Origin of the sequence: Porphyrobacter sp. GA68 (assembly GCF_022605525.1) — a bacterium.
In the GTDB taxonomy this organism is placed as follows: domain Bacteria; phylum Pseudomonadota; class Alphaproteobacteria; order Sphingomonadales; family Sphingomonadaceae; genus Qipengyuania_B.
Map to the genome: position 1 here is coordinate 960,971 of NZ_JAKQYJ010000001.1, position 14,030 is coordinate 975,000.

The window sequence follows — 14,030 nt, forward strand, 5'->3', positions numbered from 1 at the left end:
ATCCTGCCATGACAACAGAACTGCACCACGACGTCGTCATTATAGGTGGAGGTTCGGCAGGCATCGCCACCGCATCATCCATGCTGCGACGACGACCTTCTCTCGACCTCGCCATCGTCGAGCCGCGCGACGACCACTACTACCAGCCAGGTTGGACCATGGTTGGCGCGGGTGTGTTCGAGGCGCCCTCCACCCGCCACTCCATGTCCAGCGTCATGCCAGCGGGCGCGCGATGGCTGCGTCAGGCGGCTGTCTCTTTCCAGCCCGAGGCCAATCAAATCACCCTCGCAGATGGCAGCACGGTTTCTTACCGCGTGCTGATCGTCGCGCCCGGTATCAGACTTGCGTGGGAAAAGATCGATGGGCTTGAGAAAACCCTTGGCCGGAACGGAGTCACTTCCAATTATCGTTATGATCTGGCGCCCTATACCTGGGAACTGGTCCAGCGGCTAAAGGCAGGCCGGGCGATCTTCAGCCAGCCGCCGATGCCGATCAAATGCGCGGGCGCGCCGCAGAAGGCAATGTACCTGTCGTGCGACTCCTGGGAACGCCGCAGCGTGCTGGGCAGCATTGACGTCGAGTTCCGCAACGCCGGGGCCGCCCTGTTCGGGGTGAAGGAGTATGTCCCCGCGCTCATGGAGTATGTCGAGAAGTACGGCATCGGCGTGAAGCTGAACCAGACGCTGATCGCCGTGGACGGACCTGCGGGTCAAGCCACGTTCAAGACGCCGGACGGCGAAGAAACGGTGGGATTTGACATGCTCCACGCGGTGCCGCCGCAGGTCGCGCCCTCGTTCGTGACGGACAGCCCGCTGGCGCATGAGGAAAGTGGCTTCGTCGATGTGGACAAGTTCACGCTCCAGCATGTTCGTTACCCCAATGTATTCGGCGTGGGCGATGCCTGTTCCGCTCCCAACGCCAAGACCGCTGCGGCAGCGCGCAAGCAAAGCCCCGTTGCCGCCGTCAATGCACTGGCAGTGCTGGATGGAGACACGCCGGTCGCCCAGTACGATGGCTATGGTTCGTGCCCGCTGACGGTGGCGCGGGGCAAGGTCGTGCTGGCCGAGTTCGGCTATGATGGCAAACTGCTGCCCTCGTTTCCGCGCTGGGTCATCGACAGCACGCACCCGAGCAGGCTGGCCTGGCTGCTCAAGACCGAAGCGTTGCCGTGGATCTACTGGAACGGCATGCTCAAGGGGCACGAATGGCTGGCCAAGCCCCAGATGAGGAACGCCGCCTGATGACCAGCCGGGGGGCGGGCGGCAAGCAGAGCGGTCCTTACGCCAGGCCAAGCGGCGGCAGTCGCCTGGCAAGGTTTCTGCCAATCCTCGAATGGGGCCGGACCTATGACAGGGACGTCCTGACGAACGATCTGGTCGCGGCGGTCATCGTCACGATCATGCTGATTCCGCAAAGCCTCGCCTATGCCCTTCTGGCCGGGCTGCCGCCGGTCGTTGGCCTGTACGCGTCGATCCTGCCGCTGGTGGCTTACGCGATCTTCGGGACCAGCCGCACACTGGCGGTGGGTCCGGTCGCCGTCATTTCGCTGATGACGGCGAGCGCCGCGGGAGCCGTGGCCGCGCAGGGCACCGCGCTGTATATGGAGGCGGCCATTACGCTCGCCGCGCTGTCGGGGGTGATGCTGGCGGTCATGGGGATGTTGCGACTGGGGTTCCTTGCCAACCTGCTGTCGCATCCGGTGATCAGCGGCTTCATCAGTGCCAGCGGCATCCTGATCGCGACCAGCCAGCTCGGCCACATCCTCGGCATTTCGGCCGGTGGAGACAACTGGCCCGAGATGCTGGGCAGCCTTGGTTCGGCTCTCGGCGCGATCAACCCATGGACCATGGCTATCGGGGTTCCGGCGACGCTGTTCCTGTTCTGGGCGCGCAAAGGATCAAAGCCCCTGCTGCTGAAGCTCGACGTGAACGCGCGCGCCGCCGACATCAGCGCCAAGATTGCGCCGGTGGTGGCTGTCGCCGTGACCATCCTCGCCGTAGTCCTGCTCGACCTGGGCGAGCGCGGCGTGAACGTGGTCGGGGCGATCCCGCAAGGCTTGCCTCCCTTCGCCCTGCCATCGACCGATTTCGGGCTCATTTCCCAGCTCTGGGTGCCCGCGCTCCTCATATCGATCATCGGCTTCGTCGAGAGCGTATCGGTGGCGCAGACCCTCGCGGCGAAGCGCCGGCAGCGGATTTCACCCGATCAGGAGCTGGTCGGCCTCGGCGCCTCCAACATCGCCAGCGCTCTGTCGGGCGGGTATCCGGTAACGGGCGGGTTCGCGCGTTCGGTGGTCAATTTCGACGCCGGTGCGCAGACGCCGGCGGCGGGCGCTTTCACCGCGGTCGGGATCGCGCTGGCGGGCCTGTTCCTCACGCCCCTGCTATTCAACCTGCCGATCGCCACTTTGGCGGCGACGATCATCGTCGCGGTGCTGAGCCTGGTGGACCTCAGGACGCCCGGCCGGCTGTGGCGTTATTCCAGGACCGACTTCGCCGCGCACATGGCGACCATCGGCACTACCTTGCTGGCCGGAGTGGAGATGGGCGTGATCGCCGGGGTCGCGGTCGGCCTGCTGCTTTACCTGTGGCGCGCCAGCCGCCCCCATGCCGCCATCGTGGGGCGGGTTCCCGAAAGCGAGCACTTCCGCAATGTGGAGCGGCACAAGGTGTTCACCGTGCCGCACGTCCTGTCGATCCGCATCGACGAAAGCCTGACCTATCTCAATGCCCGCTGGCTGGAAGAATACGTGCTGGAACAGGTCGCGGAGCGGTCCGCGGTGCGGGACGTCATCCTGATGTGCAGCGCCGTCAACGAGATCGACGCGTCGGGGCTGGAGAGCCTGGAGGCGATCAACCACCGCCTGATCGACGCGGGCATCGGACTGCACCTGTCGGAGGTAAAGGGTCCGGTGATGGACCGGCTGCAACGCACGCACTTCCTCGACACCCTCAACGGCCGCGTGTTCCTGTCACAGGACCGTGCGTTCCGGGAACTGGCCAGCAACGGCGGGCATCCCGAAATGCCCGTCGAGGATGCTGCGCGCGGGATGATCTAGTTCGCGTTGCATGGCGCGAAGCGTTGCTGCGCCTTTCTGGCGGCGCTCGGCCTGACCGTCCACGATTGACGCAGCGCCGGGATCGATTTGCGGCGGCGGCCGGTTCATGATGCAAGGAGATGATTGATGCTGCTTGAAAAAATCAAGACGCCGGGCCTGTCCCATCTGTCCTACCTGGTCGGTTCGGGCGGCAAGGCCGCAGTGATCGACCCGCGCCGCGACTGCGCATGCTATGTGGAAATGGCCCGAGCCGAAGGGCTGGAAATCACTCACATCTTCGAGACGCACAGGAACGAGGATCTGGTTTCCGGTGCGCCCATTCTGAAGAACCTGACTGGCGCGCGTGTGCTCCACGGTCCCAATCCGGCAGGTGATGTTGTGTACGCCGACACCGCCCGTGAAGGAGACGAATTCAAGATCGGGCAGCTGACGGTCCGGGTGCTGGAGACGCCCGGCCACACCGACGATCACCTCGCCTTTGCGGTTTACGACACGGAATACGGGGACGGGGCGGTGGGGGTGTTCACCGGCGATGCGTTGTTCGTGGGTGATGTGGGCCGTACGGATTTCTACCCCGATCGCAAGCGCGAGGTGGCGGGACTGCTGTACGATTCGCTGCAGAAAATCCTCGCGCTCGGCGATCAGGTAATCCTGTACCCTGCGCATGGGGCCGGCTCCGTCTGCGGATCGGGCATGGCGGAGCGCGAGTTTTCAACCTTGGGGCACGAGCGGGCGAACAATCCGCGCCTGCAGTTCGCCAGCCGGGAGGCGTTCATCGACTTCAAGGTGGCGGAGAACCACTACCAGCCGCCGTACTTCCGGCTGATGGAGCGGCTCAATCTGGAAGGCAGCGTGCCGGCGCCGCGCGTGATGCGCCCGCAGCGCCTTTCGCTGACCGAGCTGAAGGCGCTGGACGTCGATCATCTGGTCGACGTGCGCGAACCGCTGGCCTTCGCGGCGGGCCATTTGCCTGGCTCGATGAGCCTGCCTGTGAGCATGATTTCCGCTTTCGCAGGCTGGTTTATTCGTGAAGGCGAGAGCGTTGCCCTGCTCGCTTCGGACGAAGATCAGCTCGAGGCGGCCATGACGCATCTGGTGCGAATTTCGCTCGACAATGTCGCGGGAGGTTACGTCGGCATCGTTCCGGCCGCTGCGCAGGGGCATGAAATGAAAGCCATCGGGATGATCGGCACCGATGAGGTGGAGCGAAGGCTGGTTGCGTCCGATCACGACTGGACCTTGCTGGACGTGCGCGACGCAGACGAACGGGCCGAGAGCGCGATCGACGGGTCCGAGCACATTTATGCCGGCGAACTCAACGAACGCTGGCGTGAACTCGACCCGGCGCGCCGTTAAACCCTGATGTGCGCCAGCGGCATGCGCGCCACCGTCGCCGCGGGCTGGCTGGCCAGCCGGGGATTTGGCAAGCTGGATGTGTATCTCGGCTCAATGGGAGCGTGGAAGGCGGCCCATCGCTGACCCCGACCGCTGGCATCTTCGCAGCCATTTTTGCCGGAATGGTGATCGTACGACCCCCTCTGCATAGGCCGCGAGCAGGGATGGGCTCAATTAACCATGACATGCAGATGCCGCGGGCTCCTGCTAAAAGCCTGAGCGTTCATGTCTCGCAGCAAAGTTAAGCAAGGGAGCGCCCGATGACCCATGCACCGGCCTTGTTCATCGGCCATGGCAGTCCGATGAACACACTTGAAGACAACGGGTTCACCCGTTCGTGGCGCCGCATGGGCGAGCGGATACCCCGCCCCCGGGGCGTGCTGGTGGTTTCTGCGCACTGGTTCATCGGCGCCACGGCAGTCACCGCAATGCCGCGACCCAGAACGATCCACGATTTCTACGGTTTTCCACCAGAGCTTAACGCCTTCGAATACCCGGCACCCGGATCGCCGGACATCGCAGGAGAGGTCGTGGAGGCCGTCAAGCCCACCTGGGTGGGGCTTGACCGGGATCAGTGGGGGCTGGATCACGGCACCTGGAGCGTGCTTGCCCACCTCTATCCGGAAGCAGACGTGCCGGTGCTGCAATTGTCGATCAACGCGCTGAAGCCGATGGAGTACCACCTTGAACTCGGTGCCAGTCTGGCCGCGCTTCAGGATGCCGGGATCATGGTGCTGGGCAGCGGCAATGTGGTTCACAACCTTGGCCGTGTGGTTTGGAACCAGCCGGACGCGGCGTTCGAGTGGGCGGAACGGTTCGACGACGCGGTGCTTGCCCAGTTGCGCGATGAACCCGGCGATCTGCTGCGGGTGATGGAGCACCCGGATTACGGTCTGGCCGTCCCGACGCCAGATCACTTCATTCCGCTGCTGTATCTGGCCGGAATGGCGGCTGCGCGTGGCGAACCGCTGAACCCGCTGGTGCGCGGCTATGCGATGGGGTCGCTGTCGATGACCTGCTACGGCCTTGGCGCGGACGAAGTAACGTGCACCGAAGAAGAGGGGGCAGCCACTGTGCCGCCCGATGTTCCGGCCGACCAGACGAATATCTGAATCCGCAGTTGTGCGTCAGCTTTGTCGATCAGTGTGTTGACACCATCTGGTCCCCGCGGAAGCTCTCGGTGTCGGAGGCGAGTGTCTCTTGGCGAGACGTTTCTTTCGCTTCGTAATTTGCTACACTTGCGTGACAAACAAAGGCTGGTTAGCTGTTAACCCTAATAAAAGAATAAAGGGGACAGGATTATGCCAAAGACAGCCATGCTGGCCGCCGTTCTTGTGCTGGGCGCGATGAGCGCGCCCGCCGCGGCGCAGGGGTCAACCAGCCCGACGCCTCCGCCAATCACGTCCCTGACCGTCTTTGGCGACAGCCTGGTTGATGCGGGCAACATCTTTGTCACCACTGGCGGCGCGGTTCCATCGCCGCGGGACGGTTATTTCCAGGGCCGGTTCACCAATGGCTATGATTACACCGATCTTCTGAGCATCGCCTTGTTCGGCACGCCGACGGTTGCCTCCCTGCAAGGCGGCACAAACTTCGCGTTTGGCGGCGCACGGGCAACCGCGACCTCGGGCGTGCCCGACCTGACGGAGCAGCTGGGCTTCTTTCGCGCTTCGCTGGCCGCCGGCAAGACGGTAGATCCCACTGGCCTGTACATCCTCAACTTCGGGGGCAACGACATCTTCGCCGCGTTGTCCGACAACTATCCTTCCACCTATGCGAACGACAGCGCCTTCCTGCTGGATGCGGCGCGAACTTACGCAAACGGAGTGCAGGAGCTGTCGGATCTCGGCGCGCGCAACATCTTCATCACCGGCTTTCCCAACGCCACCCCGAACAGCGCGCTGCTGCTGTCGCTCGAGGCGAACGGATACCTGCAGAATGCACTGGGCGGGCTGACCCTGGGTGACACAAACGTCTATTTCTACAACTACCTCGACTTCTTCGCGCGCCTGCAGGCAAACCCGACTGCATTCGGCTTGCCGCAGACGATCAATTTCACCGGGAATTGCCGGGCAGCGGGCGCGGTGCCCAATTGCGACAATTTCTTCTCCTTTGACGGCACGCACCCAACCGCCGCGGTGCACCAGGCGCTGTTCCGCGACATTCAGACCCGGTTCGCATTTGCGGCGCCGGTGCCTGAACCGTCGACCTGGTTGATGCTGATCGTGGGGTTTGCGTTCGTCGGTGCCGCGCTGCGGCGGCAGCGTTCGGCAAAGGTGCGCGTCAGCTACTCCTGAGCAGCGGACGCCGCAGCGATCAGTTCAGCTTCAGGTTCGCCAAGGCTTCGGCCAAGGTCCCGGTCGGGGCTTCATCGCTGACGATACCAGCCTCGGCGCGTGCGGCATCCGCTTGCGGTCCCACCGCATACGGATCGATTGCCAGTCCCAGCGTCTGTGCCACCGCCTCGCCCACGTCGAAACTATCGCCGGCATAGCCGATTTCGTCGAGAGCTTCCGTGTCCAGCTCCACCTCGTCGTCCGGGGCCGCGGGCTGCTCCATGTTCGGGGTGAATACCAGTGCCAGCGGCTCGTTGATGGTAGTGGCAAAGGGTTCCTGCGAAACGGCGCACTCCTGCTCTATGCGCGCGTTCAGCAATCCGTCCGCGCGCACTGTGCCGCCACCGCCCGCTTCCAGTTCGACCTCGGCCAGAAGGCTGTGGACCGCGCAGATGCCGAATCGCGCCGCCAGCGCATCGCGCTCTGCTGCGCTTGCTTCAATTCTGACGATACCGGTGGGCAGGTGGCGCACCCGGATCAGCCGCTCCATCTCCGAACGCTCGCTCACAGGGCGATGGCTCCCTTCAGAAGATCCGCGTCGGATGTCTCTCGCAGTTTGACAGCAAGCGCCTGCAGCCGCTCGGCCAGAATGTCCGCCCTTCCCTGATCCTCCAGCGAGACATTGCGGCGGACCGCCTCTATAAAGTCCGTCCCGCCGTCCTTCAGTCCCTCGCGATAGGCGCCCATGCGGCCGCCCAGCGTGCTCATCAACCGCCCCATGTGCTTGCCGACGACCACATCGTTGATGCCAAGTTCGCGCAACTGGCCGTCCATGTCGGCAACGAACAGCTCGATGAGGTGCGCGCTAGGAACCTGCAGTTCCCGCTCGCCTTCCATTCTGAGTACCACCAGCGACAAGACGGCGGTGATCATGTCGAACCTGCCCGGCACCGTGTCGGCCACGCCGCAATCGGCATACCACTGCGGTTCGCGGGCGATTTGCACCACCTTGTGCCACAGCGGACGCATGGCATGGCGCGGGTCCGGGGAGGTGCCCAGCATGCGTTTCAGGAAAGACGGGCGAGTTGCTGGCATCGAATTCCTCCTGCGCGTCATGTGGGCATGCGGGCCGAGGGGGGCAAGCGCCGTGTTCAGCCGCAATTCAAGCCGGCTGCGCCACCGTCGCGCCCTTGATTGCCAGTTCGTTTCGGCGCGCCTAAAGCTGCCGCCGGAAATCATCAGGAAGTTTGCAAGAAATGCGGCACGACAAGCGGGTGTTGGGATTGGGCGGCGTGCTGGGCGTGGCCCTGTTGCTGGGCGGGTGCACATCCATCCAGGAATCGCGTGGGTACATCAGGGATGTGGCGCTGATCAATTCCGTGGCTCCCGGAATCGACAACCAGCGGTCGGTTGAAGAAACCCTTGGCCGGCCTTCCTTCACCAGCGGATTTGGCCAGCCAACCTGGTATTACGTTTCGTCCGTCACCGGCCGCGGCCCTTTCCGGCAGCCGCGCATCCGCGATCATTCCGTGCTGGCAGTCACCTTTGACGCTGCGGGCAATGTGGCGGCGGTGGAACAGAGCGGGATGGAGCGGGTCGTTCACCTCAGCCCCGACGGAGACAAGACGCCCACACTGGGGAGGGAGCGCAGCTTCCTGGAAGACCTGTTCGGCAACATCGGCGCCGTCGGCGCACCGGGCATGGGCGCACCGGGCGGACCTCCCGGCGGCGGCTGACCGGCCGCGTAGGCGCGGGTTGATCGCCTGCCCCTGCTTCCCATATCGCCGGACATGAATGACCCTGCGGCCAGCCACGGCCTTCAACAGTGGCACGGCACCACCATCATCGGCGTCCGCAAGAACGGCAAAACCGTGGTCGCCGGCGACGGGCAGGTGTCCATGGGCAACACGGTGATGAAGCCGAACGCCCGCAAGGTGCGCCGGATCGGTCAGGACGGGAAGGTCGTGGCCGGGTTCGCGGGCGCCACCGCCGATGCTTTCACCCTGTTCGAACGGCTTGAAAAGAAGCTTGAGCAGTATTCCGGCCAGCTGCTGCGCGCTGCGGTGGAACTGACCAAGGACTGGCGGACGGACAAGTACCTGCGGAATCTGGAAGCGTTGATGATCGTGGCCGATGCCGACCATCTGCTGGTGCTGACCGGCAATGGCGACGTGCTGGAGCCCGAAGCCGGTATAACCGCCATCGGATCGGGCGGAAACTATGCACTCGCAGCGGCGCGCGCGCTCGACTCCTACGAGGACGATGCGGAAACCATTGCTCGCAAGGCCATGGCAGTGGCTGCCGACATCTGCGTCTTTACCAACGGCAACGTGACGGTCGAAACCGTCTGATCTTTCGGGAACACTATGGACAATCTCACCCCCAAGGCGATCGTCGCCGCGCTGGATGAACACATCGTCGGGCAGAAGGACGCCAAGCGCGCGGTGGCCGTGGCGCTGCGGAACCGCTGGCGGCGGCAGCGTCTGCCCGACGAACTGCGCGACGAAGTCACGCCAAAGAACATTCTGATGATCGGCCCCACGGGATGCGGCAAGACCGAGATCTCCCGCCGCCTCGCCAAGCTGGCCGGCGCGCCATTCATCAAGGTCGAAGCGACCAAATTCACCGAGGTGGGTTACGTCGGCCGCGATGTCGAACAGATTGCGCGCGACCTGGTCGAGGAAGCCATCCGGCTGGAAAAGGATCGTCGCCGCGAAGCTGTTCGTGAAGCTGCGAGCGAGGCCGCGATGCAACGGCTGCTCAACGCTTTGGTGGGCGAGAACGCCAGCGAGGCGACGCGAGAATCGTTTCGGCAGCGGATCGTGCAGAATGCGATGAACGACACGGAAGTCGAGATCGAGGTCGCCGATGCGCCCGCCATGCCGATGGACATCCCCGGCATGGGCGGCGGCATGGGCATGATCGATCTTAGCGACATGATGAGCAAGGCCTTTGGAAAGAAGCAGGCCAAGCGGCGCAAGCTGAAAGTCCCCGAAGCGTGGGACAAGCTGGTAGACGAGGAGGCCGAACGCCGGATGGACCAGGACGACGTCGCCCGCGTCGCCCTGCAGAACGCCGAGATGAACGGCATCGTCTTTCTGGACGAGGTCGACAAGATCGCCGTGTCGGATGTGCGCGGCGGATCGGTCAGCCGCGAAGGGGTACAACGCGACCTGCTGCCGCTGATCGAAGGGACCACGGTTGCGACGAAGCACGGCCCGATGAAGACCGACCACGTCCTGTTCATCGCTTCCGGCGCATTCCACGTCGCCAAGCCGTCGGACATGCTGCCCGAGCTTCAGGGGCGGCTGCCGATCCGGGTCGAATTGCGTGCCCTGACGGAAGAGGACTTCGTCCGCATCCTGGCCGAAACCCGGGCCAACCTCGTCAGCCAGTACAAGGCTCTGCTCGGCACCGAAGACTTGACGATCGAGATGGCTCAGGACGCTGTGCAAGAAGTAGCGAAGATCGCGGCGCAGGTGAACGAAAGCGTCGAGAACATCGGCGCCCGCCGGCTGCAAACGGTGATGGAGCGCCTGTTCGAGGAACTGAGCTTCGAGGCGGAGGACCGGGCCGGACAGACGGTGACGATCGACGCGGGCTACGTGCGCGAGCGGCTGAGCGAGATGGCTGGGAACAGCGACCTGTCGCGGTATGTCCTCTAGCGCGGCAGAAGTGCGGATCCAATCAGCCGTCAGTGGCCATCGTGAGCGTCGCCTGCGCCGTGCTCGCTGCCGTGCTCGCTGATTGCCGCCACCCGTTCGCGCTGCTCGGGTGACAAGGTTGCATTCCACACCGCGTCAAAGCTGCGCCAGGCGCGTTCCGCTTCGGCGTTCAGCATCGCAGGATGCTCGCCATGTTCGCGCAGCGCCGCTTCGACCCGCCGTACTGCTGTCTGGCAGGAGGTTCTGATCGCACGCTCCTGCTGACGCTTGGCATTGGCGATCCATAGTTTGCCACCCGCCGCCGCATCGCACCCGCCGGGGGTGGCGAGGTTCAGGCCGCGGGCAGCATCCAGGCTTGCGCCGCTGGCATACCGCGTCGGAAGATCGAGCTTCATGTACGGCAGCAACCGGTTGTGATCGGCGAAAACTCCATCAGGATTTGGCAAGGTCGCCCAGACATGCAGCATCGCGAGACGCCCTCTTGCGTCGCCTTTGCTGAAGTAGTTGGCTTCAAGCCACCAGTTGGCCAGCCAACGAAGCAGCGGCCGTTCCTGCGTTGCCGCATTCACCGCTCGCACGAAGTCGTGCACGTGCCACTTGTCTGCGGTGCCGGTGAAACCTTCCGGCACCGTCTCGCCATCTGCAAGGCGCACGATGAAGGCAACGCCGGTCAAAACCTTTTCGCCATTGATCTGCGTGTACATGAGGTTGGATGGGCGGGAGAAATCGAGCTTGGCGTCGGAACCGAGGTATTCTTCCCATCCCACACTTTCTGGCGGATACCAGTGCTCCCCCATCAGCGGCTCGTCATCGCCCAGCTTGCGCCAGCCTTCAGCCTGGGCGACGGAAAAATCCTTGTATCGCTCGACCGCTCGCGCGACGACGGCAATCTCTCGTTGAGCGGCCGGGCTGAGGCTCGCAACATTGATGGACGCCGCCTGCTCGTGTGTGCCATGGTGCTGGTGTGCCTGCGCCGAAACTGCAGTCGCGGGAAGCAGGCTCAAGGCAGCAGCAGCGACGAGCAACAGGCGGGGGGCAAGGCGGAGCATAGCCTCCTCATTATCAATAGCTCATGACCGGAAGCTGACCAGCAATTTACCCGCTCATTCCGCTGCCTCGCCCAGCAGTTCGCGATCCGCCTGCTGACGCGACCACATCTCGGCATACAGACCGTCGCGGCGAATGAGTTGCTGATGCGTGCCGCTTTCGGCCAACCGTCCGTGCTCCAGCACCAGGATGCGGTCCGCGTCGGCGACGGTGGACAGCCGGTGCGCGATGGCGATGGTGGTGCGGTGCTCGGATACCCGGCGCAGCGTTGCAAGGATCTCCTGTTCGGTCCGCGAATCAAGGGCGCTAGTTGCCTCGTCCAGCAAGAGGATGGGCGGGTTCTTTACAAGGGTGCGCGCGATGGCGACCCGCTGCTTCTCGCCGCCCGACAGCTTCAATCCGCGCTCGCCGACTTGGGTGTCGAAGCCCTGCGGCAAGGCAGCGATGAAGGGCAGGATCGCCGCGCCCCGCGCCGCTTCCACCACGTCGCTCTCGGCTGCGCCGTCGCGGCCATAGGCAATGTTGTAACCGATGGTGTCGTTGAACAGCACGCTGTCCTGCGGCACGATGCCGATATGCCGCCGCAAGGATTCCTGCGTGACCTGGGCGATGTCCTGCCCATCGATGAGGATGCGGCCTGCCACGGGGTCATAGAAGCGGAACAGGAGCCGGCCGATCGTCGACTTGCCCGCCCCGGTCGGACCGACGATGGCAAGGTGACTTCCGGCTTCGACCTCGAAGCTGAGGTCGCGCAGGATCTGACGGTCAGGTTCGTAGCCGAACGAGACGCGGTCGAACACCACGCCGGGTCGCCGCACAAGCAGCGCCGGAGCACCGGGCGCATCCTTGACCTCAACCTTGGTGTCGATCAGGCGGAACATCGCCGCCATGTCGATGAGGCCCTGCCGGATCGTGCGATATACCCAGCCCAGCATGTCCAGCGGGCGAAACAGCTGCACGAGGTAAGTCTGCACCGCCACCAGATCGCCGACTGTGAGGAGTCCGCGCGACCACTGCCAGACGGTGAAGCCCAAGGCAAAGGCCATGAGCAGGTTGGTGATCGCCGCCTGCGTCATGTTGAGCCAGCCGAGAGAGTTCTCGCTCTTGATCGCGGCCGCCGCATATGAGCGCGCAGCCCCGGCGTATCGCTCTTTCTCGCGATCTTCGGCGTTGAAGTATTTAACCGTCTCGTAGTTCAGGAGCGAATCGACCGCCCGGCTAAGTGCGGTTCCGTCCAGTTCGTTCATCTCGGCGCGCAGCTTGGCTCGCCATTCCGTGATCCAGCGCGTCGCCGCGATGTAGACGACCACGGTTACGCCGGTGGCCACCACCAGTTCGCCGCCAAACAGGGTGTAGAAGATCACCCCGATTGCAAGCAGTTCAAGGATGGTCGGCGCAATGTTGAACAGGAGGAAGTAGAGCATGGAATCGATGCTCTTGGTTCCCCGCTCGATCGTCTTCGTGACCTCGCCTGTTCGCCGCGACAGGTGAAATCGCAACGACAATTGGTGCAGCCGGCCAAACACATCCTCAGCCAGCTGACGCGTTGCATCCTGACCAACCCGTTCGAACACGATGTTGCGGATGTTGTCGAATGCCACGGACGCAAATCGCCCGGCGGTATAGGCGAGGGCAAACCCGATCGCGAGCGCCACAAGCGGCTCGCCTTCAGCGGCCATCGTGTCCACCACCTGCTTGTATAGCAGCGGCAGGACCAGCGTGACTGCCTTGGTGAGGAGCACCAGCAGCATGGCAAGAACGATCCGCCAGCGCAGATCGGCCCGATCCCTTGGCCACAGATACGGCAGAAAACGCGCGAGAGTGCGCCAGCTGTCTGGGTCGGGCCGGTTTGTGGGAGTCGCATGATCGGGAGGCATCTGCCCCGTGAAGTGGCTTCACGGCGGGCAGGATTCAATGCTGCTGCCTAGAAGCGGCTCCAGCGAGCCTGCTTGTTGGATGCTCCGCGAGGAAGATCGAACATGATTTTTCGTGCCGCGAAATCCAGGGCCAGCCGGTCCAATCCCTGCAGCGCGTTCATGCCCAATATCAACGCGGGACGTTCTGCCAGGTTCAGCGCCGCGAAGGCCGGACTGTCGGCAAAGCCGATCTGCACTGAATCTATCGTCAGCGAACCGATCTCAATCCTTCGTGCAACGCGCAAATCGGTGACGAATGACACGCCGTTCACATCCGTTCCTTGGACTGCCAGTCCGGAGCGGGCGCGCAACCGGCGTTGCAGTGCGCGGTTGCCGATCGACAGCGATGCGCCCGTGTCCACGATGACAGTCGCGCGCACTCCGTCAATGGTTGCGTCCGTTATGATCATCTGCCCGAGCCGCTTTCGCGCACGCACGATGATTTCGTAAGCGCCGCTGGTCCGCTCGTCGTGCGGATCCGCGACGGTGATGCGGCGCGCGCCGAAATCAATCAACACCCGCATGCCCTGCAATGTGTCGAGACCCAGGATACCGTCAGCGCCCAAGTGCTCACGCTCCAGTACCGGACTGGCTGGAAGATTGAGTTTGCGATTCGCGAAGCCGAGCCCGGTAACCTCCACCAGATCGACTGTCCTTTGGCTGCCGGTCGCCA

General features: G+C 63.8%; 14 protein-coding genes (1 of these 14 cut by a window edge). 9 read left to right on the top strand and 5 right to left on the bottom strand.

Annotated features, from left to right (window positions below):
* Nucleotides 1–8: 8 nt before the first annotated feature.
* The 6 genes from LHJ54_RS04755 (at nucleotide 9) to LHJ54_RS04780 (ending at nucleotide 6,750) form a co-directional block, all read left to right on the top strand.
* Nucleotides 9–1,241, top strand: a complete 1,233-nt coding sequence (locus LHJ54_RS04755; protein WP_228242783.1) for an FAD/NAD(P)-binding oxidoreductase — start codon at nucleotides 9–11, stop codon at nucleotides 1,239–1,241.
* Nucleotides 1,205–3,058, top strand: a complete 1,854-nt coding sequence (locus tag LHJ54_RS04760) for a SulP family inorganic anion transporter (RefSeq protein WP_228242784.1) — start codon at nucleotides 1,205–1,207, stop codon at nucleotides 3,056–3,058. Before LHJ54_RS04755 ends, LHJ54_RS04760 begins: the two co-directional genes overlap by 37 nt.
* 126 nt (nucleotides 3,059–3,184) lie before the next feature.
* The gene (locus LHJ54_RS04765; protein WP_228242785.1) at nucleotides 3,185–4,414 is read left to right on the top strand and encodes an MBL fold metallo-hydrolase; all 1,230 of its coding nucleotides are present in this window, start codon (nucleotides 3,185–3,187) and stop codon (nucleotides 4,412–4,414) included.
* Nucleotides 4,415–4,420: 6 nt separating this feature from the next.
* Complete coding sequence (locus LHJ54_RS04770) at nucleotides 4,421–4,537, top strand: rhodanese-like domain-containing protein (protein WP_228242786.1); 117 nt, start codon at nucleotides 4,421–4,423, stop codon at nucleotides 4,535–4,537.
* 176 nt (nucleotides 4,538–4,713) lie between these two features.
* Nucleotides 4,714–5,565, top strand: a complete 852-nt coding sequence (gene ygiD, locus LHJ54_RS04775) for a 4,5-DOPA dioxygenase extradiol (RefSeq protein WP_228242787.1) — start codon at nucleotides 4,714–4,716, stop codon at nucleotides 5,563–5,565.
* A 189-nt stretch (nucleotides 5,566–5,754) separates the two neighbouring features.
* Entirely contained in the window at nucleotides 5,755–6,750 is a 996-nt protein-coding gene (locus tag LHJ54_RS04780) for an SGNH/GDSL hydrolase family protein (RefSeq protein ID WP_228242788.1), read from the top strand.
* A gap of 19 nt (nucleotides 6,751–6,769) precedes the next feature.
* On the opposite strand, the gene LHJ54_RS04785 is transcribed toward LHJ54_RS04780, so the two are convergent.
* Nucleotides 6,770–7,297, bottom strand: a complete 528-nt coding sequence (locus LHJ54_RS04785) for a DUF177 domain-containing protein (protein ID WP_228242789.1) — start codon at nucleotides 7,295–7,297, stop codon at nucleotides 6,770–6,772.
* Nucleotides 7,294–7,824: a ubiquinol-cytochrome C chaperone family protein gene (locus LHJ54_RS04790; RefSeq protein WP_228242790.1), complete on the bottom strand. Its 531-nt coding sequence runs from the start codon at nucleotides 7,822–7,824 to the stop codon at nucleotides 7,294–7,296. Before LHJ54_RS04790 ends, LHJ54_RS04785 begins: the two co-directional genes overlap by 4 nt.
* Before the next feature lie 161 nt (nucleotides 7,825–7,985).
* On the opposite strand from LHJ54_RS04790, the gene LHJ54_RS04795 reads away from it, so the two are divergent.
* The 3 genes from LHJ54_RS04795 to hslU are packed head-to-tail and all read left to right on the top strand — an operon-like array spanning nucleotide 7,986 to nucleotide 10,394.
* Nucleotides 7,986–8,465 carry an outer membrane protein assembly factor BamE gene (locus tag LHJ54_RS04795; protein WP_228242791.1) on the top strand — a complete coding sequence of 160 codons (480 nt, stop codon included), beginning with the start codon at nucleotides 7,986–7,988 and terminating at the stop codon, nucleotides 8,463–8,465.
* 54 nt (nucleotides 8,466–8,519) lie between these two features.
* Nucleotides 8,520–9,080 (top strand): ATP-dependent protease subunit HslV, encoded by a 561-nt coding sequence (gene hslV / locus LHJ54_RS04800; protein ID WP_228242792.1) that lies wholly within the window; start codon nucleotides 8,520–8,522, stop codon nucleotides 9,078–9,080.
* 15 nt (nucleotides 9,081–9,095) lie between these two features.
* The gene (gene hslU / locus LHJ54_RS04805; RefSeq protein WP_228242793.1) at nucleotides 9,096–10,394 is read left to right on the top strand and encodes an ATP-dependent protease ATPase subunit HslU; all 1,299 of its coding nucleotides are present in this window, start codon (nucleotides 9,096–9,098) and stop codon (nucleotides 10,392–10,394) included.
* Between the two features lie 29 nt (nucleotides 10,395–10,423).
* Here the strand turns inward: hslU and LHJ54_RS04810 are convergent, their stop codons facing one another.
* The 3 genes from LHJ54_RS04810 to LHJ54_RS04820 all read right to left on the bottom strand — a co-directional run.
* Nucleotides 10,424–11,398, bottom strand: a complete 975-nt coding sequence (locus tag LHJ54_RS04810) for a hypothetical protein (protein ID WP_228242794.1) — start codon at nucleotides 11,396–11,398, stop codon at nucleotides 10,424–10,426.
* Nucleotides 11,399–11,497: 99 nt separating this feature from the next.
* Entirely contained in the window at nucleotides 11,498–13,318 is a 1,821-nt protein-coding gene (locus tag LHJ54_RS04815) for an ABC transporter ATP-binding protein/permease (RefSeq protein ID WP_228242795.1), read from the bottom strand.
* A gap of 47 nt (nucleotides 13,319–13,365) precedes the next feature.
* A protein-coding gene (locus LHJ54_RS04820; protein ID WP_228242796.1) for an aspartyl protease family protein crosses the window boundary here: on the bottom strand, nucleotides 13,366–14,030 show its 3' portion. It continues 208 nt past the right edge of the window; 665 of the gene's 873 nt are visible here — the last part of the coding sequence; its start codon lies off the right edge, out of view; its stop codon occupies nucleotides 13,366–13,368.